The organism is Microbulbifer maximicatervae (SeqCode) (assembly GCF_052467385.1).
The window spans coordinates 3,863,585-3,887,238 of sequence record NZ_CP174311.1; the positions used below are offsets into that span (position 1 = coordinate 3,863,585).

General features: G+C 43.7%; 23 protein-coding genes. 15 read left to right on the plus strand and 8 right to left on the minus strand.

Annotated elements, in window-relative coordinates; translation table 11 throughout:
• Positions 1-85: 85 nt before the first annotated feature.
• Complete coding sequence (locus tag ACJJIR_RS16505) at positions 86-784, minus strand: helix-turn-helix transcriptional regulator (protein WP_444906158.1); 699 nt, start codon at positions 782-784, stop codon at positions 86-88.
• A gap of 200 nt (positions 785-984) precedes the next feature.
• Between ACJJIR_RS16505 and ACJJIR_RS16510 the strand changes: the two genes are divergently transcribed.
• The 6 genes from ACJJIR_RS16510 to ACJJIR_RS16535 all read left to right on the plus strand — a co-directional run bounded on the left by ACJJIR_RS16510 (position 985) and on the right by ACJJIR_RS16535 (position 5,605).
• The gene (locus ACJJIR_RS16510) at positions 985-1,929 is read left to right on the plus strand and encodes an alpha/beta fold hydrolase (RefSeq protein ID WP_444906159.1); all 945 of its coding nucleotides are present in this window, start codon (positions 985-987) and stop codon (positions 1,927-1,929) included.
• Positions 1,930-2,272: 343 nt separating this feature from the next.
• Entirely contained in the window at positions 2,273-2,746 is a 474-nt protein-coding gene (locus tag ACJJIR_RS16515; protein ID WP_444906160.1) for a LabA-like NYN domain-containing protein, read from the plus strand.
• Positions 2,747-2,923: 177 nt separating this feature from the next.
• Positions 2,924-3,304: a hypothetical protein gene (locus ACJJIR_RS16520; protein WP_444906161.1), complete on the plus strand. Its 381-nt coding sequence runs from the start codon at positions 2,924-2,926 to the stop codon at positions 3,302-3,304.
• Between the two features lie 41 nt (positions 3,305-3,345).
• Entirely contained in the window at positions 3,346-3,918 is a 573-nt protein-coding gene (locus ACJJIR_RS16525; protein ID WP_444906162.1) for a hypothetical protein, read from the plus strand.
• Between the two features lie 20 nt (positions 3,919-3,938).
• The gene (locus ACJJIR_RS16530) at positions 3,939-4,298 is read left to right on the plus strand and encodes a hypothetical protein (RefSeq protein ID WP_444906163.1); all 360 of its coding nucleotides are present in this window, start codon (positions 3,939-3,941) and stop codon (positions 4,296-4,298) included.
• A gap of 290 nt (positions 4,299-4,588) precedes the next feature.
• On the plus strand, positions 4,589-5,605 hold the full coding sequence (locus ACJJIR_RS16535; protein WP_444906164.1) for a patatin-like phospholipase family protein: 1,017 nt from the start codon (positions 4,589-4,591) through the stop codon (positions 5,603-5,605).
• Positions 5,606-5,661: 56 nt separating this feature from the next.
• Here ACJJIR_RS16535 and ACJJIR_RS16540 read toward each other — a convergent pair whose 3' ends face one another.
• The 3 genes from ACJJIR_RS16540 to ACJJIR_RS16550 form a co-directional block, all read right to left on the minus strand.
• Entirely contained in the window at positions 5,662-7,608 is a 1,947-nt protein-coding gene (locus ACJJIR_RS16540; RefSeq protein ID WP_444906165.1) for an aconitate hydratase, read from the minus strand.
• A 353-nt stretch (positions 7,609-7,961) separates the two neighbouring features.
• A complete protein-coding gene (locus ACJJIR_RS16545) occupies positions 7,962-8,618 on the minus strand; it encodes a class I SAM-dependent methyltransferase (RefSeq protein ID WP_444906166.1) in 657 nt (218 codons plus the stop codon).
• Between the two features lie 345 nt (positions 8,619-8,963).
• A complete protein-coding gene (locus tag ACJJIR_RS16550; RefSeq protein ID WP_444906167.1) occupies positions 8,964-9,359 on the minus strand; it encodes a DUF4345 family protein in 396 nt (131 codons plus the stop codon).
• 59 nt (positions 9,360-9,418) lie between these two features.
• Here ACJJIR_RS16550 and ACJJIR_RS16555 point away from each other — a divergent pair, with 59 nt between their 5' ends.
• The 6 genes from ACJJIR_RS16555 (at position 9,419) to ACJJIR_RS16580 (ending at position 16,873) form a co-directional block, all read left to right on the plus strand.
• Positions 9,419-10,186 (plus strand): helix-turn-helix transcriptional regulator, encoded by a 768-nt coding sequence (locus ACJJIR_RS16555; RefSeq protein ID WP_444906168.1) that lies wholly within the window; start codon positions 9,419-9,421, stop codon positions 10,184-10,186.
• A 1,226-nt stretch (positions 10,187-11,412) separates the two neighbouring features.
• Positions 11,413-11,724, plus strand: a complete 312-nt coding sequence (locus tag ACJJIR_RS16560; protein WP_444906169.1) for a cupin domain-containing protein — start codon at positions 11,413-11,415, stop codon at positions 11,722-11,724.
• Positions 11,725-11,982: 258 nt separating this feature from the next.
• On the plus strand, positions 11,983-12,360 hold the full coding sequence (locus ACJJIR_RS16565; protein ID WP_444906170.1) for a biotin/lipoyl-containing protein: 378 nt from the start codon (positions 11,983-11,985) through the stop codon (positions 12,358-12,360).
• Between the two features lie 465 nt (positions 12,361-12,825).
• Positions 12,826-13,845 carry a cytochrome-c peroxidase gene (locus tag ACJJIR_RS16570; RefSeq protein WP_444906171.1) on the plus strand — a complete coding sequence of 340 codons (1,020 nt, stop codon included), beginning with the start codon at positions 12,826-12,828 and terminating at the stop codon, positions 13,843-13,845.
• A gap of 549 nt (positions 13,846-14,394) precedes the next feature.
• On the plus strand, positions 14,395-15,561 hold the full coding sequence (locus ACJJIR_RS16575) for a patatin-like phospholipase family protein (RefSeq protein WP_444906172.1): 1,167 nt from the start codon (positions 14,395-14,397) through the stop codon (positions 15,559-15,561).
• 205 nt (positions 15,562-15,766) lie between these two features.
• A complete protein-coding gene (locus ACJJIR_RS16580) occupies positions 15,767-16,873 on the plus strand; it encodes an acyltransferase family protein (RefSeq protein WP_444906173.1) in 1,107 nt (368 codons plus the stop codon).
• Between the two features lie 94 nt (positions 16,874-16,967).
• On the opposite strand, the gene ACJJIR_RS16585 is transcribed toward ACJJIR_RS16580, so the two are convergent.
• Positions 16,968-17,588 carry a LysE/ArgO family amino acid transporter gene (locus ACJJIR_RS16585; protein ID WP_282933969.1) on the minus strand — a complete coding sequence of 207 codons (621 nt, stop codon included), beginning with the start codon at positions 17,586-17,588 and terminating at the stop codon, positions 16,968-16,970.
• Between the two features lie 130 nt (positions 17,589-17,718).
• Here ACJJIR_RS16585 and ACJJIR_RS16590 point away from each other — a divergent pair, with 130 nt between their 5' ends.
• Complete coding sequence (locus ACJJIR_RS16590; protein ID WP_444906174.1) at positions 17,719-18,621, plus strand: LysR family transcriptional regulator ArgP; 903 nt, start codon at positions 17,719-17,721, stop codon at positions 18,619-18,621.
• Positions 18,622-18,629: 8 nt separating this feature from the next.
• Here the strand turns inward: ACJJIR_RS16590 and ACJJIR_RS16595 are convergent, their stop codons facing one another.
• Positions 18,630-19,505: a nucleoside deaminase gene (locus ACJJIR_RS16595; RefSeq protein WP_444906175.1), complete on the minus strand. Its 876-nt coding sequence runs from the start codon at positions 19,503-19,505 to the stop codon at positions 18,630-18,632.
• A complete protein-coding gene (locus ACJJIR_RS16600; RefSeq protein WP_444906176.1) occupies positions 19,496-20,365 on the minus strand; it encodes a LysR family transcriptional regulator in 870 nt (289 codons plus the stop codon). Before ACJJIR_RS16600 ends, ACJJIR_RS16595 begins: the two co-directional genes overlap by 10 nt.
• Positions 20,366-20,455: 90 nt before the next feature.
• On the opposite strand from ACJJIR_RS16600, the gene ACJJIR_RS16605 reads away from it, so the two are divergent.
• Complete coding sequence (locus ACJJIR_RS16605; protein WP_282933974.1) at positions 20,456-20,956, plus strand: lactoylglutathione lyase family protein; 501 nt, start codon at positions 20,456-20,458, stop codon at positions 20,954-20,956.
• A 100-nt stretch (positions 20,957-21,056) separates the two neighbouring features.
• Here the strand turns inward: ACJJIR_RS16605 and ACJJIR_RS16610 are convergent, their stop codons facing one another.
• Positions 21,057-22,262 (minus strand): multidrug effflux MFS transporter, encoded by a 1,206-nt coding sequence (locus ACJJIR_RS16610; protein WP_444906177.1) that lies wholly within the window; start codon positions 22,260-22,262, stop codon positions 21,057-21,059.
• Positions 22,263-22,542: 280 nt separating this feature from the next.
• Between ACJJIR_RS16610 and ACJJIR_RS16615 the strand changes: the two genes are divergently transcribed.
• On the plus strand, positions 22,543-23,646 hold the full coding sequence (locus ACJJIR_RS16615) for a glycosyltransferase family 25 protein (protein ID WP_444906178.1): 1,104 nt from the start codon (positions 22,543-22,545) through the stop codon (positions 23,644-23,646).
• Positions 23,647-23,654: the final 8 nt, after the last annotated feature.

Below are 23,654 nucleotides of genomic sequence, written 5' to 3' on the forward strand. Positions count from 1 at the left end.
GCAGAGCCGAGTAAGCTAAGGAGTTACACTGCCACCAATTATTGGCCTTTCGCGGGAGCAATCATACTTACCGTCAAGAACCCAATCATTTTGAAACTTTGGAATTATCACGAATTGGAGATACGCCATCTTCGAAGACTATATGTCGTCTTCGAAACTTCTTATCCTGAAGGTATTCCGGCTGGCTAATTCGATCCATTCGAAAATGGCGAAAGTCATTGCGAGCAGGGTCCCAAGCTACCAGATACCATAAGGGTGGCAAGATCAACATAGCTTGCGGTTCAACAACACGGCTAGTTACTGCCCCTTTTGCATCACGATATTGGAAGCTCAGGTATAGTCGCTGAAGAAAAGCCGTTTCAAATGTAGGCAGTAGTAAGGGCGACATCTCTCCGACATTAGATACGTCTACCTCCGGCGAAAGCTTACCGATGTACAGGCAATCCATAAACCTGCGTAAATCACGCACCTTATCAACGGGTAAAGCCTTCTCTATTTTTGCCAGCCCGGCATCCGCAAGATCTGAAAAGGGCAAACTCCCTGCTGCACGCACGGATGCAACGCTAATAAGCAACGCAAAAATCTCAGCGACCGAGAGTCGAGCTGTAGTTTGAACCGATTGCGGATCAAGTTGCAGGCCGCCCCCAGGGCCAGGTTCAGAACGGATAACAAAACCCTCATCCCGCAACGAGCTGATATCACGCAGCACGGTGCGCCTGGATGCGCCAACTTCAGCGGCTAAATCGGCAATCGTCAAAGTGCCCTTTCGCCGAAGGCTTCGCACTATGGCGTCTTGTCGGAGACGTACATTCATTTTACACAGACATTAATAAATGGTGACAGTTTTTGGCACCATTAGATTCTAGCCTAAGCACTCACGATCCAGCAAAAGGATGTTGAAGTTGGAACAACCCTTAAGGATAGAAAGCGGAGCCTGCTGGTAAACAGCAGCTCTCAAGACCTCCCCAAAAAAGAGGAAGTAAATTGTCTAGAATACCCGATTTCCCCACACCTACTTTTATGTCAGTGAATGGCATAGAGCTGGAGGTCTTTGAAGCGGGCCAACAGAACACAGGAAACCCCGTTGTGCTTTGTCACGGATGGCCGGAACATGCCTTTTCCTGGCGCCACCAAATACCCGCTCTCGCCGCAGCGGGCTACCACATTATCGTTCCCAATCAGCGAGGCTATGGCAACTCATCCTGCCCAACGGAAGTAACCAGCTATGACATCGAACAATTAACCGGCGATCTAGCTGCACTTCTGGATCACTACGGATACCAAGATGCCACCTTCATCGGTCATGATTGGGGTGCAATGGTCGTTTGGGGAATAGCGCTATTACACCCAAATCGTGTTAATAAAATTATAAACCTCGCACTGCCCTATCAAGCCCGAACAGAAAAACCTTGGATCGAGTTTATGGAGGAACTCCTTGGGAGCGATTATTATTTTGTGCACTTCAACAGGCAGCCAGGTGTTGCGGACGCAGTGTTGGACAAGAACGCTTCCCAGTTCCTTCGTAATTTGCTCCGCAAAGACGCACCTCCTACACCGCCGGAGCCTGGTATGGTAATGATCAATCTCGCAAGAGCAGTATCACCGCTTGGTGCCCCCTTGCTGAATGATAATGAACTGGCTGTATTCGTTTCCGCATTTGAAAAAACGGGTTTTACAAGTAGCATAAATTGGTATAGAAACCTGGATCGCAATTGGCATATCTTGGCAGATGTAGACCCAGTTATCCAAAAGCCGACCCTTATGATTTACGGCGATCATGATTTGATACCTAGGTCTCCAGATATCAGAGATTTCGTCCCCAATGTAGATGAGGTGAACCTTAATTGCGGCCATTGGATTCAACAGGAAAGACCGGAAGAAACCAATCAAGTGATTTTAAACTGGCTGGAACAACAATCCGCTACTTAGTATCCATTTCTCTAGAAAATTCCCTTTCTGATTATCCACACAGAATCTCGCAAAGAAGGCGTTCACGGTAGGATACTCACTATAAAGTGGCCATCTGAGGACAGCATGTGCATATAAGCGAGACATGCTACTTCATAAGGCCACTGCCCAACACTATATATCTCGATACAACTCATCAACTACTGATAAATTGGCTTTGTTGCCGAGATGTTCCTCACCTCTAAATTTGGCTGACAATCATCGCTTAAGTATGTAAAACTAGTGGCTTAATGCATCCACCCTGGTGCATGCAGATCATAACTTCACTGTCAATTTCAGAATTTTATAATAACTGGATTCCCAAATGGAAAAGGTTGCCATATTTGTTGATGTGCAAAATGTTTATTACACATGTCGACAAATCTATAAACGAAACTTTGACTACAACAAGTTTTGGCGGGAGGTGACAGGGGGTAAAAAAGTTGTTAAAGCCATAGCTTACGCAATCGACCGTGGTGATAGAAAACAGTATGAATTTCAAAACATCTTAAGGTCGATTGGTTTTGAAGTGAAGTTAAAGCCCTTCACCCAAAGATCCGACGGCTCAGCCAAGGGCGACTGGGATGTGGGCATCACTATTGATGCTATGGAATATTCAAACTCGGTAGATACAGTGATTTTAGTGTCAGGAGATGGCGACTTTGACATTCTTGCCCATAAGCTCAGGTTAGATAGAGGCAAGAAAGTTGAAGTATATGGTGTTCCGGAATTGACGGCTGGAGCATTAATTAATGCGGCGAGCAAATTCACTCCAATTGAAGATAGGTTATTGCTGTAATAACTACCAAGGCGACTAACTGGTGTTCAGTGGCCTTAAAGAAATTTCGCTCAAAATAACCATCTAGTCACTTATGTGATTTTAGAACAAATACCTATGCTATTAGTCAACAGACAAGTCTATTATTGGCTTTTATACTATCTAATAACACCTTAGTAAGGCTCAAGGCGTCAACAAATGAAGAACTCATTAGTTATAATTTTGACCCTATTCTCTATGGCTTCTATAGCAAGAGGGGATGTAAATAATTGCCCTAAATTAAATCTCAACATTCCTGAATCTAAAGCCAACCCAGTAATAAAGGTCGCACCACTGCGTCCACTAGGCACTAACAGGAACTTACCCGTATGCGTAGTCGTGTCCTTTAGACTGGTGGAGAAAACGACGTCTGAAGGAGGAGGTCTTGTTCCTGGGGAAATAAAGATCGAAGGTTCATCTGATAAAGCATGGGATACCCCCGTTAAAGTCGCCGTATCAAGATGGCTTTACCTTTCAGAAGGTATCGACTATCGTGGGCGTCAGTATGTGATCTATAAGATTCCCTCACAATCCCCATAGTCAAAAACTAGAAAAGCTAAATGGTACCGTTTAGAGATTTTATGCGTATATTGGTACTCTTGATTACACTTATCCCCGCAGCAGTTTTTGCAGGAGGTATAAATTGTACTAGCGACGGAGACTCAGATCGCTATAAAAATCAGCTCAAAAAATTCAATGCTCAGCTACTATGCGGCCTAAGTCCTGAGTATGTTGCAGGATTTCGTATTGTTTTTGCTCCATCATTCGGACAAGCCAAGATAACAACGGTTTACCAACGCCATGACGGGACACTAGATGTAAATGGTAAATATCCTCTATCGTTATCCCAGTACAAGGACATGGTTTCCCAATTTAAGGATCTCAACCTCTTTGAATTAGAAAGTTATGATAGATTAATTGATTTGTACTGTGCCAAGCCTCCAAAATTATCAACGAAAATAGATTCCTCCGAACCTAATAAATGCCCTTTGGGGTTCGATGGGGAGACCGTTTATATTGAGGCTGCCTATGGAGGCCAAAAAAGGACCGTTCAGCGCTGGAATGGACTAAGTGTTGCTCCCGATGTGGAAAGGGACTTTAGTAAAACTGCAAATTTTCTCCTAAATATACTTGACTCTGAAATTAAGGACTAATTAATTTTTATATATACTCAATGAGAACACTTAAGATTCTATTATTTTACTTTAGGGAGTGGAAAGGATTTAGCCTAATAGTTCTCCTTCTATTACTGGTGTTACTTCATGTTATTAACCTTGCCAGTAACACCGAGAAGGTTGTAAAGCAAAATGGTACAATCAAATCAAAGTTTTATATCGGTCGCTCCAATGCTGCTCACATACCAAAATACCAATATCAAGTAGAGCTGAAGAATCGCAAGGTGATTGATGTGGGCAGCGATATGAACCTACACCCAGGTGATACGGTTTGTATTACAAGCATCACTTATAAAAATAGCTTGAGAGTCGCCCAATATACCATAGAGACTTCAAACGGCTGCACCGGTGCACAGTAATCGGCGTTGCGTAAGAATCTACTTTTGTATTCCTACTAATTTCACGACATTCTAGCCATTAAACTTTAGGCGTCAGCTCAGAGACCTACTAATTTCCATATCTATCAATCCTTATATAAGTTTCTTTACCCTAACCATATTAATAAACTCAGCATGGTGATAGATGCGCCTAACTTATTGATATTACGCGTTTTTTTGATGGTATCCAAGGTATATGAAGTATTACCCCTGTTACCAAATGCTATGTTTCTAGGGTCGCGTACAATCTACGGAACCAGAGGGCATCGGCGATGGCTATCAGAATCCTTTCTATCGATGGTGGAGGAATCCGGGGAATCTTGCCTGGCCAGATACTGGTGTCCCTTGAGCACAAGCTAAAGGTGAAATCAGGCAATCCTGACGCCAGGATAGGCGAGTACTTCGACCTGGTGGCCGGAACAAGTACCGGTGCAATATTAGGTGCCGCCTACATCTGTCCTAACAAGCAAGGAAAACCAAAATTTTCTGCCCAGGATGCTGTCAGCCTCTACCTTAAGGAAGGCGAGAAGGTATTTGGCTCAGGCTCATGGCCTTTTCTAGAAAAGTTAAAGTTATTGAAGGAGGAAAAGTACTGTTCCATGGAGTTGGACAGGGTTTTATCGCAATTCTTTGGAAAAATGAAACTTAGTAATCTATTAAAGCCCTGCTGCTTTGTTTCCTATGATATCAAAAAGCGGGAACAAATCATTTTTAGGCAACATTGTGCCATAGTAAAGAATGAAGACTTTCTGGTTAAAGACCTTCTACTGGGAAGCACCGCGGTACCAACCTACTTTGAGCCAGCACGCATCTTTTCACTACCTCCATCCAACAATAAATATGTCTTAATTGATGGCGGCATGGTAGCTAGTGATCCTGCTTTATGCGCCTACTCCGAAGCCATCAAATTCAGCGGGGTCTCTGGGATGAAGGATATGGTTATTGTATCTCTGGGTACTGGCAGGCAACTTTCAGGATACAAATACAAGGAGGTTAAAGATTGGGGGATACTCAATTGGGCAAGGCCCGCCATTGATATCGCCGTAAATGGAAGCGCGCAAATGGTTCATTACTATATGAAGCAAATTTCTTCTACCGTAGAGAATTCAAATTACTACCGGATACAACCGAAGCTTTACACTGCTGATTCAGCTATGGACAATTCGACACCAGAAAACCTGAAGAAGTTAAAAAAAGCGGGAGAGAGGAATGCAGAGTATTTTGATAAAGAGCTGGAAGAAATAGCTACTATATTAGTCAACAACCAAGGGAGCCATAGGTATCAGTAATGCTACTGATCGGGACCAGCGCTGACTTTATCAAATTTCAGCTATAGAAATTCATACTACTTATCAGAGCTTAGGTATTTTTCTCGAACCTGGTTAATCATACCTCCTGCTTCCAGCACTTCAATTTCGTCCTTAGCCAAATCACTCCGCAAGTTAATACATTCTCCAGATGATTTAATTATCAATTTAATTGAACTGCTAGACTTTATCTGTGCAATTGGGTTGTCAATTTCAAGAGCTACACCCTGCTCAAGCCGATCGTAATCATCAAATTCTTCAAATAGTAATGGCAGTACACCAAAGTTAATAAGATTACGCCGGTGTATACGGGCCATACTTTTTGCAATTATGCACCTTACCCCAAGAAAACGTGAAGATACTGCCGCATGCTCACGGCTAGAGCCTTGTCCATAATTCTCACCACCGACAACAAAACAGTCTCCATTGAGCTTCACTGCCCGATCATAAAACGATTCATCGATTCGTGAGAATGTATAACGGCTGATGGCAGGGATATTTGAGCGCAGCGGTAAGATTTCTGCTCCAGCAGGTAATATTTCATCAGTGGAAACATTATCCCCTGCTTTCAGCAATAATGGGCCAGTTAAAACTTCCGGTAGCTTTTCGAAATCAGGGAGGGGCTTGATATTTGGCCCTTTGATCAACTCAACTGCTACTGGGATTTCTTGAGGCGGCTGCAGTAACGGACGTATATCAGGAAGATACTCCGGCTCATGGAAGCTGGGGTAGTCCATATTTAGGTCTCGAGGGTCAGTGATCACTCCTCTTAACGCACTGGCAGTGGCCACTTCGGGGCTGCATAAATAGACTTGATCGTCTGCGGTGCCTGAGCGGCCTCGGAAGTTACGTGGGACCGTGCGCAAGCTTATACCACCACTGGCAGGGGCCTGCCCCATGCCGATACAACCACCACATCCGGTTTGATGCAAACGAGCTCCCGCTTGTAGCAATTTTGTCAGATCTCCACTCCGACTGAGCTCTTCGAGTAACTGACGTGAGGTTGGATTGATGTCAAAGGAAACGTCATCAGCTATTCGGCGACCTGAGACCATGCGTGCAGGTATCGCAAAGTCTCTCAACCCTGGGTTGGCAGAAGAGCCAATATAGCTCTGATAGATAGGACGGCCCTCCACTTCACGGACCGTCACAACTTTGTCTGGGCTTGATGGGCAAGCAATTAGCGGCTCGAGATTTGATAAATCAATAGTATCTTCTTCGTCATAACCCGCGCCTTCATCGGCCTTCATTTCGACAAAGTCGTTTTCACGATGCTGCTGCTTTAGGAAAGCCCTTACTGCTTCATCGGCAGGAAAAACGCTGGTGGTAGCGCCCATTTCCTGCCCCATATTGGCGATCACATGGCGATCCATCGCTGTCAATTTGGCCAGGCCGGGTCCGTAATACTCAACAATCTTGTTAACACAGCCCTTAACAGACTGCCTACGCAACATTTCCAGAATGATGTTCTTAGCGCTAATCCATGGCTGCAGCTCACCTTCGAGCTTCACACCGAGTATTTTGGGCATTTTCAGTGCAAAAGGGACGCCTGCGATGGCCATTGCTACCTGTAAGCCACCGGCTCCAATCGCCAGCATCCCCATAGAACCCGCTGCACAAGTATGGCTATCGGCGCCAAGTAATGTCTTACCAGGCACATCGAAACAAGCCATCTGTACTGGATGGCTGACACCATTACCGGGCCGCGAAAACCAAATTCCAAATTTACGACAGGCACTTTGTAAGAATATATGATCGTCGGCGTTTTTAAAATCCGTCTGTAACAGGTTATGGTCTACATATTGTGCTGAAAGCTCAGTCTTGATTTGAGACAAACCAAGTGCCTCAAGCTCCAACATAATAAGTGTTCCCGTCCCATCCTGAGCTAGCGTCTGATCGATCTTTATCTCTATTGGGCTGCCAGGCTCCATTGATCCACTCACGAGGTGGCTTTGGATAAGTTTCTGCGCAAGATTCATAGGCATAAAGGGATACCCGGTGAGTGAGCTGGAGCTTTCTAGTATTGATGTAACTAGATCTTGATCATTGTAGCTCTAGCTTCCTCGGCTGAAGCACCGTTGTAGTTGCAGGACTATGTAAGCGCCAAGGCTATACCCCCGGACTCTTAGTAGCTCTAACATACGCTAGAGCTACCTGAACCGCTTGCCTCCGTATTTCTGATTCTCTGACAAATGAATGAGTATATGCTGCTACATATACTCAATATGGGGGTAATTACTATTAGATAGGGGTTTAATTCAATCCAGAACTTCTATTTAATCAGTCAAAATAAAAAGCGTTCTTGGGAAAGACACAATTTTCAAAGATTGGCAATTGCTTATGGATTCAGCTCACACACAATTATATTAATTTTCTTCTCCACAAGCTGCCCTGTATTACTTTCTCCATACTCACTATGCTTCCCGCGGGATACAACTTTAAATCCAGCGTCAGACAATTGGGCACAAATATCACCTTCATCAAACAACCTGAATCCATATTGAGTGAATGGTAGATTTTGCATAAAAGATTTATCGCCAAAAGCCAGGCATAACTTTCCTTTAGTCGCTAGTACTCTGGAGATCTCTGCTAGATGAGTTTTGAGGGTGTCCCAAAAGTATATTGTGTGTACGGCTAGAACCTTATCGAACTGTTTATCGGCAAACGGCAGGCTTTCTGAGCTACCAACTAAAAAGTCCATTTGCCCCAACTCTATATATTCAAAATTTAGGCCTTTTGCGGTTGCAACCATATCGCTCGACCAATCAATACCGGTATAGTGGACACAAGATCCCTTACGAATTACGTCGACTGCAAATTTGCCATTGCCCGGACCAATTTCTAGAACAGAATCACCATCTACCACATTGAGAGCTGTTAAAGCGGCAAGATTTGTTGCTTCATTCGCTTTGTTCATTTGTTGCGCGGTTTCTGAGGCCAATGTACCAGATGGTTTTCTAAGCTGCTCAGCGACAAGCTTTGGATCTTTTGACATTACTATTCCTTCAGCGTCAAAAATAAAGTACTAACCAGATAATTTATTCTTTAAATTAACCAATCACTTCCTAGTTAACCGTTTTGTTTTGAATACAGATGTAAAATACAACTTATTCTACCTACTATATTGCCCAATATCTATATTGATTATGTTAGGCAAAAAATAGGTACAGGCAGAATACCTATTAAGATATTCTGCCTGCGTATCTCAGCATTTCCTGCAATACAAATTACTTCAATATAAAAATTTGTTTTTTAAGTATCCCTCTCCAAAATAGATTGCAAATTAAGCAAACTAGAACTTGTTATCTTTAATTTGGTTAGATTGTACTTAAAACGATATTTAAACATCCACAGTATGTGCCATGAGCTTGCAAGCAATTATCATAATGACAGCAGCCACAATTGTTGGGACCACTGTAGGGATAAATTCTGGATAAGATCCATCAATAAAATAGCCTACTAATCGGCCAACCAGAACCAACATCAATGCAATAAATCCAACCATAATATGGTCCACGTTAGATCTTATCGCTCCAAGAAGAACCATTGCCCAAATTGCGATTGTTGTCCCACCCCAAAGAGAGCGAATGCTCGATAGCCCACTCACAGAATCAATAGGTTCGATAAATGTGTGGGTCAGCATGACAGATGGACTGATCATAAGAACCAATCCAGTCCCCATAAAAAATAGCGCTAAGATACCTAAAATACACCGTCCAATAGTTGCCTTCGCCATATACCCAAAACCTCCAATCAATTTGTAATCATTCAATATCATCGAACGAGGTATAGGATATGGATAAATATGACACTTTATGGCATATTTTGATAACTATGCGCACATCTACCCTCTCACGAATAGATAGACTTGAAGTTATCACCGCCCGATTAAAGTCGGACGAACCCATCACGATTGGTGAAATTGCCAAGGAAGTGGGCGTTAGCATTCGGACGCTAAATCGAGATATAGAGGTGTTGAGAAGCCGAGGCTTGCCGATTGAAACGGATGTGGGGCGCGGTGGTGGAATCCGTTTGGATCAGCGCTGGGGCGTTGGTCGTGTCAACTTAAACTATACAGAGGCTGTTGACCTGATGATCAGTTTGGCTATTGCTAAACAGATGAAGTCCCCCCTCTTTATGGCACACCTAAGTAGCATCCGCCACAAGGTAATGGCTTCCTTTTCATCGTCCATGAAAAGTAAAGTGAATGGTATAAAGGCACGTATCATCATCGGAAAATCAGCTTCCGAGGTTGTGCTCTCAAATTTCTTAACTCCAAAGCGTAAAACTGTCGAGAAACTCCACCAGGCTTTCTTAATGCTTCAACGCATAAAGATCACCTATTGTGACGAAAGCGGAAAAGAAACGCTACGTACTATTGAACCCCACTACCTCTTTCTTAGTTATCCCGTATGGTACATCCTCGCCTGGGATAAGCTCCGTGAGGATATGCGGGTATTTCGTTGTGACAGAATTAGGAAAATTCAGGCTCTGAATGAAGACTTCAAGCTAATTCCACTAATTGAATTTAAAAATAAGAGAGATAAAATACCTCCATCTTAAGGTCATTTTGTTTAAACTTCATCGAAAACTACCTTAGAGCAGTATAAGTAATAAGCCTTATATTTAGCCAAGGGCAATAACAAATAAATTGTATACGTTACTATATGTACTGACGATACAAGTCCAAGAAACCCACAGAGTTGACCTATTAATTTGACTTGTAGCGAGATACATATTTGCATAGCTCTATAAGTATGGCTAGGATGGCTGCCAACCATTAACTCCATCGCCTAAAACAAAGAAGCCTCTTAATTTAGGTATAGGTACATGAGGATAGCCATTTGAATCCTAGGTCACTTTTCTTTTGGTTCTGCGGCTTATCGGCAATCATTATTCTTGGATTCACACCAAGTTATGTTATGGCTTACCGAAACCTATCCAAAATGCATCATATCCACGGAATAGTTTCCCTTCTATGGATTGGAATCATGTGCTTACAATCTTATTTAATGCTCAAAGGGAGCACATCTCTTCATAAATATCTAGGTTGGCTGTCAGTTGTCGTTGCCACAATATTTATAGGCACTTCATACTGGGCATTTTTCAGCACTATTGAATCAACCTTAGAGAAGAGTGAAATATTTAAACTTGTATATTGGGTTGACTTATTCTTATTACCGCTTTTTGTATTCTTTCTGTTATCTGGGTTCCAGTACCGAAAGTCTCCCCAAAAGCATATGCTCTGCATGATGCTGAGCTTGGTAGCTATACTACCGCCGGGACTAGGAAGGCTTATCTACGGTTTATTCCTATTTCCCTTCAATGCTCCTATTAGGTATTTTTACGAGCCTATGATGCTAACCACCATAGGAATACTAATATATTTAGGAATTCGTGAGCAATGGAGATTTGGTCAAATAAAGGTGGCTCTTGGGGTAACGACATGCTCATTTATCACTTCCTATTGGGTAGTCAATATGGGATTTTTTGAGAGTGGAGTAAGATGGATTTTGAGCACTTAATGTTGACTCCATTTTGTTCCACTAATTATTTATCTCATTAAATATTGGGTTATTAATGGCGGCATGCTACTTCTTAATTAGACGGATAATTAGCACGCTATTTCCAAAACTCCATCCTTTCGTATAGCAATAGAAAAGAACAAACCAAAAGAGCAATTACAAAGTTAGTAAAAATAGTCTTGGAACTATTAGGATGGTGATTTACTCTACCTATAAGACCTTTGGCCCAAAACTATTTTATACGCACTCAACAAGGAAGCAGAGATGCCAGGCAGTTATCCAAGTAAAATTAAGGAATTACCTCTCTACGATGGTCGCTTTGATGCTTACAAGCTTAAGGCAGAAAACAGTGATGTTCTTTTCGCATCATATCCAGCTGGAACGTCCATTCCACCCCATACACATGACACAGATAATCATGGCGTTATCACAAAGGGGGAACTAATACTCACCATGAATGGTGCCACCCAACGGATTGGCATTGGACAGTGGTACCATGTACCAGCACATGTAGAACACTCTGCGACATTTGATGTCGAAACCGATGAGATCGAATTTTGGTTTAAAGATAAATAGGATTAAATTTCTACTACAGATCAATTTACATGTATAAAACTATAAATCTTGAAAATTAAGCTATTAAACGGTAGATATAGTTTAATAGCTTAAAATATCGTTTTGGATAAAGATGTTACTTGGAGACGCGATGATGATCCTAGTACTATAGCCACCGGGGATCTTTATCCCGTCAACAGCCCTGAATCATTAGATAAGGGAATAATTTAAAATAACCTGTTAATTTATAGGCAATTACACTAAACAGCCTAGAAATATATGTGGAAATTCATACTTGATTTTATAAATGGTGCTCTTGGTATAAGTTCCATTGAAAGCGGCGTAAGAATATCCCCAGAGGAAGAGCGCTTTCCAACAGACGGAATTGTACGCGCACCCTCTTTTGATTCGATTCCACACAAACAAGAACCTTTGACGGGCTCAGTCCGCCCAAAAGAGCTTGGTGAGGTGGTAGAAGTCATGGTTGGTGTTGATTATCCAATTCGCGGCGGGCAAACGATACTCGTTGCCGATTTTGGAACTTACACAATTGAGCTACCCAGCCCTTGCAGCGGAATAATCGAAGAGATTCTTATTAAGCCCGGTAGCTTGATAGGTAGCGAAACGCCTCTATTTAGAATACGTAGACCAATATAAATTTTAAACAGATATAACAATAAAATTAAAAGCTTCCTAAAACCTAAAGGTCCTACCTAAAAAATTAACCACATTCAGATAGTTAATGAGTCATTTATCGTTCGAGTAGATATTACTCCACCAACCGGCTAGCAGAGATACGAATCATTTCTCTTTAGAGATACTGATAGCTATCCCCTAAACCCTACACTTCCTCGCCATCTCAGAAATTGCCCTGCAATTTTCAAAGGCAAATAGCAAGACTTCAATCTCGCCAAATCCAGTTCACTCAATGTATAGGCCAAGTTCTGAATAGTATTTGAAAAAATATTTTGTGACCAATTCTGGATATTCTAAAACTCCACAGCTTTTTTTGTTAATTCATGGTATCAGCTGAACGAGCTTCCCTATATAGTGGCGCCGCCTAACTTTGATTAAAGATAGGTTAGTTGTCATTGTTTTTTGAGATGTGGGAGAGATACCAAAGTGATTAAGGAAATTTTTTCGAAAAAAGATCTCAAGCTTCCAATCATTGGCGGCTTGATAGCGGCAGCAAGCTTGCTAACAACAACTGTATCGGCAACGGCCGAAGTTGATATAAATCAATTACGTCAACAATCAAAAATTATGTTCGGCACTCTCTCAGAAACTATGCCAGGCAGTGAGAATGACACCCCTGCGATGGTTGAGCTTGGAAGAACACTGTTCATGGACGAACGGCTTTCAGTCAATGATAGCCAGTCCTGTAACAGCTGCCATCAAGTAGGGAACTACAACGGCTCGGGTGTCGACAATGAAGCGACATCACCGGGAGCTTTACCTGGCACCAAGGGTGATCGAAACTCTCCAACGGTCTGGAATTCCGGATTTCAAGTGGCTCAATTTTGGGATGGTCGCGCAGAGGACCTGAAGGAACAGGCCAAAGGTCCAATTCTAAACCCTGTAGAGATGGGAATGCCTTCAGAAGAGGCTGTTGAGGCAAAGATTTCAAAAATTGCCGAATATCAAGAAAGTTTCAAACACGCCTTTGGTAAAGAGAATGCTATCTCTTACGACAATATTGCTGAGGCCATAGCTGCGTTTGAGCGCACACTGATTACAAATGATCGTTTTGATGATTTTATAAATGGTGATGATCAGGCTATGACAAAAAGTGAGTTAAAGGGCCTGCAAACCTTTATCAACACTGGTTGTTCAGCATGCCACAATGGTACAACCTTGGGTGGAAACATGTACCAGAAGATGGGGCTGGTCAACCAATATCCACACCAAGAAGATTTAGGTCGTTATAAAGTTACAGGCCTTGAGAATGATAAAATGATGTTTAAAGTTCCAATGTTACGCGACGTAAGCAGAAGCGCTCCTTACTTCCACGACGGGCGTGTAGAAACCATTGAGCAGGCAATTTACGATATGGCTTGGTACCAATTGGGACAGAAATTGAGCACACAACAGGTAAATGATATTGCAACTTTCCTAAACGCTCTAGAACATCAAGCTCATTAAGCTATTTCCCCACCCTTCGGGGTGGGCCCCTTTCGCTCTAATCAATTTTGGCTATGCTCGCGGGTTTCCAATCACTAGCTCATTGATAACTTGTAACCATTCACCCCTGCGGTTACTTTGTGTATAAGACACAGCAGTCAGTAGACTAAACGGTTTCCTGGTTACCGACCAACTTATGATGTCTAGCGCTCCACCAATACTTATATCAAGCCCGTAGAATAAAATTCGAAGGGAAATGTGCAGTCTTCAGCCGCCGACTTGAGAGAGTTCCATTAAATTACTGTTCAATACCTGGGCATTCAGTCATCAGATTACTTTATGTGCTTTTCGCTTTATAGATAGTGAAATTTTCCATAAGGAACTAATAGAATAGAAATTACGATTTTTTTCTCATTTGAATAAGAACCCCCAATAGCGCTTAATTTCTTATCACAATCCCAAAGCAAGATAAGAAAACAGCCTTAAGTAACTTTTAAATAACCCAAAGCAATAAAACTAATCTGATTTGCCACACTCACTGTATTAAGAGTTTAGCGTTCAGGAAGATCAATGAAAATTCGGCTAGCGTTAGCCCTCACCATGCTAGTTATCATAGCGTTTTTAGGCTTGGTGTACGTCTACAATTATCGACTGACCCAAAGTATTCAGTATGACGCCCACCCTGTTACTGAAGAGTTCATTAAGAGTAATGCTTCCCTTAAAGACAAAGATACTATCAACATCCTTATCATAGATGGCGGTGGAATACGTGGTTTAATACCACTCTATGTTATTCAACATATTGAAGAGCAGACTGGCAAACCTATTGATGAATTGTTTGATGTTTTTAGTGGAGTATCCACTGGCGCCATCATCGCTACTGGCCTCAATGTGACTCAAGAATCATTTGACGATAATCATCCAGGGATTGAAAACCTTAAATCCCAAAGTGATAAAATTATTGATATTTATAAACAAGATAGCCGATACGTATTCTCCGTACCCTGGTATCACAAATTGCTAACCTTTAATGGTTTTATCTCCCCTCGCTTTAGCGGTGAACGCTTAAGCGAAACCATGGAAAAGCATTACACTGACAAATTGAAGTTTACGAGCCTGAAGAACTACGTCATCATCCCCTCTCTCAATATTCATATGGGCCAGCTTCAACTATTCAAAAACCGTGGTGAAGCAGTCAGTAAACTGCCCACAGACACACTGTATCAACTTGTAACAGCGGCAGCTAGTGCGGAGACTCTATACCCACCTGTCGAGTTCGTAACTACTGGACGGGACATTCATCAGCGCTATTATGCCGACGCTGGTATATACGCAAATAATCCGGCTAGTATTGTTTTACGCGAAATTATTAGAGAGTTTCCTGAAAAAAACTACTATGTGCTAATTCTCGGGGCCGGAACGTCTCCACTGAGTACAATGGAAGCCAACTACAGAAACTTAAAAAACTGGGGAAGAATTAATTGGGTGAAAGACCTTATATCTAATGTACAGAGGTCCATGGATGACCAACAAGTATACACTTTGGAAATCGCACAATCCCTTAGCCCTAAAGGGCGAATAAAATATAACTACTTAAATGTAGAGCTTGTTAATCCATATGTTGACCCATTTGACTATAAAGCAAGTAAGAAGCTGAAAGTTCTAGCAGATAGGCTTCTTGAGGAAAATAAAACGGAGGTTGATCAGGTAGTAAACACCCTCACGGACAAAGGCTAACTATAACGCTGGAGAATACTTCACCTATTCAGTTGAGCTTGCCATTCAGCGTTGCCTTGGATGAGAAGCCATCAATGGATTGGCATGCATGAAAGCCCGAAGATTTGAGTTGAATCACACAGAATACAGATAGTGTGTTCAACTTAGGCAAGGTAAGATCATGCCCATACCTTCTTGGATTGACCATGGATATAGGTCGTTAGCAATGAACACACGCCTTCTTAATCTCGATGTACTACGGGGGCTGGCTGCAACTTTGGTTGTCTGGCAACACAGTAGTGAAGTATTTATCCGCACCCCATCCATCGCCCAGCACGGCTCGGCACTGGCTGAATTTATCAGTCAACTGGATTTTGGCAGGATAGGTGTACTTTGCTTTTTCCTAATATCCGGCTTTGTCATTCCCCACAGTCTTCTTGCATCTAATCATACTCTTAAGAGCTTTGCTATCCGCCGCTTCTTCCGCTTGTATCCTGCTTACTGGTTATCTCTGACTGCAATTATCGGACTTACATGGTTGCTCGCTGACCGAACATTCTCTGCATCTACCATTCTTGCCAATACCACAATGCTGCAAGGGCTTATGGGGTTTGAAAGTGTTCAGATTCTATATTGGACTCTCACTGCAGAGCTGCTTTTTTACTGTCTCTGCGCACTGATGTTCACTCTTCGACTACTAGGGAATCCCAGATATCTACTATTAGTGTGCTGGGGGGCACTATCGGTATTTGTCAGCATGCAACTTTTAGAGCAATCATCCACTCCAATTTCCCAGCTTCCCGCCACCACTACTTACCTCCCCTTTGCTATCGCAGTTATGTTCTGCGGAACCCTACTCAGGTATTGCTACGAAACAAGGCGCGGTTATCGTTATATGCTTTGGGGCCTGGTTTCGACTTTCTCGATACCACTACTCGTTTTGGCCATGCACTTATTAGGTAGGTCGATCAGCGAAACTCCCCTCCGCTTTGTATCATCTCATTTCATCGCTTTAGCTATCTTCCTCGTTTTTGTATTACTTCCACCTAAGCCAATACGACATTTAGCCGCTCTGGGGACTATCAGCTATTCCACTTACCTGTTTCATTTAATCGTTGTCTTTCTCGGCAGCTGGGCGATAAGCCAACCTTGGGGACAAGGGCTTACAAGTATTTCTCTATCCACGTTGCTTGTGGCAGTAACACTACTTAGCTTTGTTCTAGCTGCGGCCATTTATTGGTTGGTGGAGAGGCCTTGTATGCAATTTGGGCGCTATTTGAGTGATCGAAATAGTGGGCTAAACAGATCGGGGAAAATGGTCGGGGAGAGTTAGTGTAGAAAGCTATTGGGATAAGCATGGGGCAAGACTTGAAAATAGCTGCAGACTTATCAGTCTACAGCTATTTTTAGCAGCTGTTATCGGGCGTCTACTGCGCCCACAACAAGCTGATAGCAATAGTCCACATCATAATGCCCACCAGTACATCGAGTACCTGCCAGGTTCTGGGGTTCTTAAATAGCGGCTGCATCATACTGCCACCCACTGAAAGAAGGGTGAACCATAGCAGGGATGCACTACATGCCCCCAGCACAAAAAACCAGGTTCCATTGCCAGCATACTGCGCCCCTACTGAGCCAATCAGTACAACCGTGTCCACATACGCGTGTGGATTAAGCAGGGTTAAGGCTACCGCGGTAATCAATGCAGAGCGGCGGGATTTCATCCACTCTTTTTGCTCTCCAAGACCTTTATTAGTGAAGGCCGAACGGAAAGCCATAGCACCGTAGGAGAACAGGAAAGCAGCACCGAGCCAGGTCAACCAGATCATCCAGTCGCCACCCGCTTGTGCGAGGTTTGCAACCAGGAACACGCCCCCTGTGATCAAGGCAATATCCATCAGTACGCATAAAGCCGCGATACTAAAGTGATATTGTCGACGGATACTCTGCGTCAGCAGAAACGCATTCTGCGCTCCGATCGCCATAATCAAACTGATGGTAGTCAAAAAACCTTTTGCGAGCGGCGCCAGCAACAACCCTGAGAACACGATGCCTCCTGTGTTTCATTCTCTAATTTGGAAGTGCCCGCAGGGCTGCGGGCCTTAATAGTGGCGCGAGATTAAGAGTCAAACTAGAATAAGTAAACTTAATTATACTGATCCCTCATAAGAAATTCTTATGCTAGACCTAAAGCAACTCCAGGCCTTTGCCTTTGTCATAGAGGAGCGCAGTTTTGACAAGGCTGCCGCCCTACTCCATGTCAGCCAGTCTGCGATTTCCCAACGAATCAAAGCCTTAGAAAGCCAGGTTGGCCAAGCCCTATTGATACGCTCCAACCCTTTGCGACCCACTGAAGCTGGCCTCAAAGTGTTGGGGTACTACCAGCAAATGCACTTGTTACAGCAAGAGCTTCTCACTGATATCGATCCAGAGGGGGGCAAGAGTCGCTATAGCAACCAGAATAAGGTTCGGATCGCACTGAATGCAGATAGCTTGGATACCTGGTTCCTGGCTGCCATCACACCATTGATTCGATCCCAGCAGTTGCTCGTGGATCTAAAGGTTGACGATCAGGACGCTACCCATGAACTGCTGAAGAATGGTGAAGTCATTGGCTGTATCAGTTCAACAACCAGTAACCTCCAGGGCTGCCAATCAGTACTGCTCGGTCATATGGCCTATTACCCAGTATGCACTAAGGCCTTCAAAAAGAAGTTTTTTTCAGACCCGATTAAGGTTGAAGAGCTCCACTACGCTCCCACAGTGGAGTTCAACTATAAGGATCAATTGCAGAGTCGTTACCTTAAACAGTTTTGGGGAGTGGAGACTGGCCAGTACCCATCTCATGAAATCCCCTCTTCAAAGAGCTTCCTCAGTTTCTTAACTCTGGGGCTGGGTTGGGGAATGGCGCCAGATATTCAGATCGCCAGCCTGCTAAAAAGTGGAAAGTTGGTGAAACTCGCTGAAGACCAGTATTTGAAAATTCCTCTTTACTGGCATGTTTGGAACTTAAAATCGAAATTGATTAAAGAGATCACTATCAACCTCACAGAGCATGCTCGAAAAGCTCTAAACCAATAGTCGAATAGTTAGTGATGGTGCGACTGCCAGGATGGACAGTAACCCAACTGCAGTTCACCATTTTCCAGCTGTTTTAGGGTTGAAAGTGCTTGGCGATATATATACCGATTTTCCTTATGCCTAATATCCAGATTCTTGAAGTTCCGAAAAGCTTCCTGATAAATTTCTTTAGCATCGCCACTCAATAGGAAGCTAACAATATAGTCTCCATGTAGTAATTCATAATTAAAGTAAGCCCCATCCAGCTTCTCTTTCTGTAAAAGCTTCGATGGTTCTGAAGTTATACGGCGAGTGTAATAATTTCCCGGTTTATCTACGATACACTGAGAATGCTCATAGCCACAATTTTTGTCAAAACTTTGCTTAAGTCGTTCAATACTTTGACCATAGTCTGGATCAGTTTGCCCGTATACAACACCTGAAACGCCCAAAAAAATCATCATTCCGCTACACATCATACAGGGCTCTAAAGATGTGTAGATCGTAACATTGGCTTTGGTCAAATATTGACTTTTTTCTCCGAGACATTTCTCTGATAGACACTGCTGCATTAAACGCACTTCAGCGTGTTGAGTTTTGTCATCGCAACGCAAAACTGAATTTAGTTGGGCCCCGACTATTTTCTTGGCATCATTATCAAATAAAACCGCACCAATATTATGGCCTCTTTTATTTTTATCAGTAGGTCTGACCCAGTCCTGTAATACTATAGAGTAAGCCAACAACATCAGTATCTTATCTTGCTCATCTTTAACACTCTCGGCTTTAGCTATTCCCACAAGAGAAAATTGTGATAAAGCCAAAAATAACAGGAGGCGAAACAACCCGGTATTTTTACCAAAAATTTTCAGCTTTTTGATACTTAGGAGCCCGATTAAAGCCATTTCTCCATTTCACCAATAATAAACCTGACTCTGGCGGGTACAAGTTGAGTGCGCCTAAGCGCCAAATATAGTGTCTCACTAACAGGATTTTCAAGGCTATGTGCCTTAATCAATTTCGGCTTTCGAAATGCACTTACCGCATAGGCAGGTAAAACTGTGAAACCCAATCCCATACTAACGGGCTCCTGTATTAAACTGATCTGATTGGAAAACCCTTTTTGTTGAAAAGCTTCAAGACTTCTAAATTGCGGGAAGTTTGCTCCCAATAATAGACTCGCATGGTGTATACCGTCCGGGTGGCCTATGTAGCCCAGCGCTAAAAGCTTCTCCCAGTCAGGAGTTTTTACTTCAGCCGGCGTCACTAGCAACAACCTTTCACTGGCGATCGGCCGACTATCAAGCTCCTCTGCTTGTGGCGGGCTAGTCATTAATCCAATATCAGCGCCGTTTTCCGCAATGGCCTTCTCTACATCCAGGTTGGGAGCGAAACGGCAGCTCATCGATAAACCCTGATGGATTTTCTGCAGGGACAATAACTTGGGGTAGAGCTTCAGCCCCACGCTCCCGGGGCACATTACTCGTACATCCCCATGATGGGGAGGATCTTCACCAACAATTTGCCCCAGACTGGAAAGCTTCTGAATAATCCCCTGCCCTTCCCGGTAGAGCCGATCACCAGCATCCGTGAGCGTGAAGTGTTTACCCTGTCTAACTAACAGAGCGACACCTAAGTGCTCCTCTAACTTGCGTATATGCTGGCTGACCCCAGACTGAGTCATATGCAAGCGATCCGCCGTACGAGTGAAGTGCCCCTCTTCAGCTAAAGTACAGAAGCTTCTTAACCACACTGGATTTATCATTACGAATACTACTTAAAAATATTACAAATGATAATTATACGTAATGAATCAGAGGCTGTAACTTAACCGCATTCAACAAAGGAGACAGCTATGAGTAACGCATACCCGAGAACCTTTTCTCATATCGGTATTTCAGTGCCAAACCTTGAAGAAGCTGTGAAGTTTTACACCGAGGTACTTGGTTGGTACCTGATTATGAAGCCCACAGATATCACAGAGGACAAAAGCGCTATCGGTGAAATGTGCACCGACGTATTTGGCCCAAACTGGGGTAGTTTCCGCATTGCTCACTTATCGACAGGGGACCGGATTGGCGTAGAACTATTCCAGTTTAGCAATCAGGAAAACCCAGAAGATAATTTTGAATACTGGAAAACCGGGATCTTTCACTTCTGCGTACAAGACCCCAACCTGGAAGAACTGGCGGATAAGATTGTGGCGGCCGGTGGTAAAAAACGTATGCCGGAGCCCCGTTATTACTATCCCGGTGAAAAGCCTTATCGCATGATTTATATGGAAGATCCTTTTGGCAACATTCTGGAAATTTACAGCCACAGCTATGAGCTGATCTACAGTGCTGGTGCCTACTGATCTTAAGCACTCCAGAATTCACTCAGTATCACTCGAACGATGCTGAGTGAAATGCCAGCACAGAGTTATTCAGAGGCTCCCTAATTTATTTTGGTATTACTCAATCGCTCTGGTCTGCTGTGATGCTGACAACATTACGCAAAACCAACCAAGAAACCACAAAGGCCAAAATTCCACACACCGCAATTACCCCAGCAAGCGATTCTGGTGTTCCATTAAAAACCAAACTGGTTATCAGGATAGCTACAGCCCCGATTGACAACTGCATAGTACCAGCCAGGGCAGAAGCCGTTCCCGCTATAGGGCCATGTCTTTCCATGGAAAGAATAAATGCCGTTGGAAGAACCAAACCGAGAAACATATTACATACGATAAGCATGCATATCAGTAGTACGAGATGATCAAAACCGGCCTCTATCACTAAATACATAGTCACCGAGCTTATTACAAATCCAACTACCCCCCACTTCACCAGCTTCACCATCCCTAAACGGGCACCGAAATTTGCCGAAAATTGACTCGACAAGAAAAAACTAAGCGCATTTAGAGTAAAGGCGAGACTAAATTCGGTTGGGGTCAATCCGTAGTAATTCGTATATAAGAATGAAGCTGCCGCAAAAAAAGCAAGTACACTAGCGAAGCCAAACCCTCCTATACAAGTAAGCCCTATATAGATCGGGTCACGTAGTAATATCGAATAAGACTCAAGCAGCGCACCTATTTTAAATGGTATGCGCTTATTCACTGGTAAGGTTTCATGAAGGCTTGTAATAGCAAGTATCAGACTTAAAAAAGTAGCAATGGATATCCCCCAAAATATGCTGCGCCAACCAAACGAAATTAATAGCAGACTACCAATTAATGGCGCCAACATAGGAGAAATTGAAAGGACAAGAATTGCTGTGGTAAGAAGGCGAGTTGCTTGAGTACCCGTATAAGAATCTCGAATTATTGCCCGGGGAATCGACATTACCGAGGCGGCACCCACCCCTTGTAGGAAGCGAAAGGCAATCAACCACTCGATAGTGGTTGCCAGGGCACAACAAATAGATGCGAAAGTAAAAACCAGCAAACCAAAATAGAGCGGCGGTTTGCGGCCAAACATATCGGAAGCGGGGCCATAAAAAATCTGACACACCCCGAACGCAATAAAATAAGCCATCAGCGTATAAGACGCGACCTGGGTTGAGGTGTCGAGGGCCTTTGTCATCGCAGGTAATGCAGGCAGATACATATCAATGGCCATAGGACCAACAGAGCTCAAAAGCCCCAGGATCAACGCCATTTTTATAAAGCCTGAGTTCATCCACAGTCCCTATTGAACCAACTCCACCTTGGCACCTCTACAAGACACCTCTCACAATTACTAAAAAGGGAGAAGGAAAGAATACACCGCGCTTGGGACCCTTTGAGGCATGGATGCCGATTAGGAGCTTGCAGGGATGTATTCACAGCGTGTCTCGAGTGCGGTGTATTCTTTCCTTCCACCCCAGTAGTAAGTTTCCTCATCCTTTTCGGACTGGCAGGTCAAACCTTAACCTTCAATCGTAGCAACTTGACTTAGGACCATAAGATCAGGGGAGTTAATGGCCCATGACGCTTCTATACCGTCTGCAGACGGTATAAATAAAGGTATTCCAACCCTGACCTCCAAGCGTCCAGGGGGCTCCTGTGGTGCCCGGCACTTCATCAGCGCCCCCTGGTGGAAAAGCCCTGTCATTCTAGCAACTGTGGTAGCTCAGGAATTTTTGCCTGGCCTGCTGACTGCTACCAGCCACAAGCCCAAGCGGAACCCGCTTTCCCCACCAACAAGACAACGTCGCCGCCTCCCTTTAAGCTCCAGACGCCCAATTACCCCGCGCGGCCGCCGTCAGCGACCCTATATCGCCAATACCCCCTGTTGGATTATCACTCTGCAACCAAACAGTGATGACGTTGATCTATTACTCAGCGCCGGGAAAATGCAGCGACTGCATATCAACACGATTGAGGGGATTGATGGACGCTCAGGCATTCCGGAACTGGAAGATGATGAGCATATCGCGAGTAACGTCACCCGGTGGCGCCACTTGTGCGAACTCAAAAGCTCCGAAATTGGGTGCTATCTCGCCCACTTGAGAGCAATTCGCCGGGCATACCGCTCCGGCTTGGACCGGGTCTGTATTCTGGAAGATGATGTACAGCTAGAACCCTCATTTAGCCGCGTCTTAGCGGAATTAGAGCAACTCCCTGAAAATATCGAGATGATTCGACTGATGGGACTTAAGGTCCGCAAGAGAAAAGTCGTGCAAACCTTAAATGATGGTGTTCACCAGTTAGTGCGACCAGAGCGGGGATGGTGTGGAGCACAGGGATATTTGATTAACCGGCGCGGTATGGAGAAAGTCTTAAAATATGCCAGCCGTATTTTCGAACCTATCGACAAGGTATTCGATCACTTCTGGCAATTTGACCTAAAACTATATGGCGTTGAGCCCCACCTTTTGTGGGAAAACGAACACATCTCCAACATTGTTAAATCCAATATCCACCGCACGAAAGTCGCCCGGTGGCTCTATTGGCTGCACCCTTTCGGAAAACTTTGGCGCAGTGTGGGCAGGCACTTTTATTTAAGGATCCACTCAAAAGAGTTCTATCCAGCAGAAAAACCCACACAGCGCACAGGGCGTACGGCGCGGATTAAACCTTAAGAACCCTA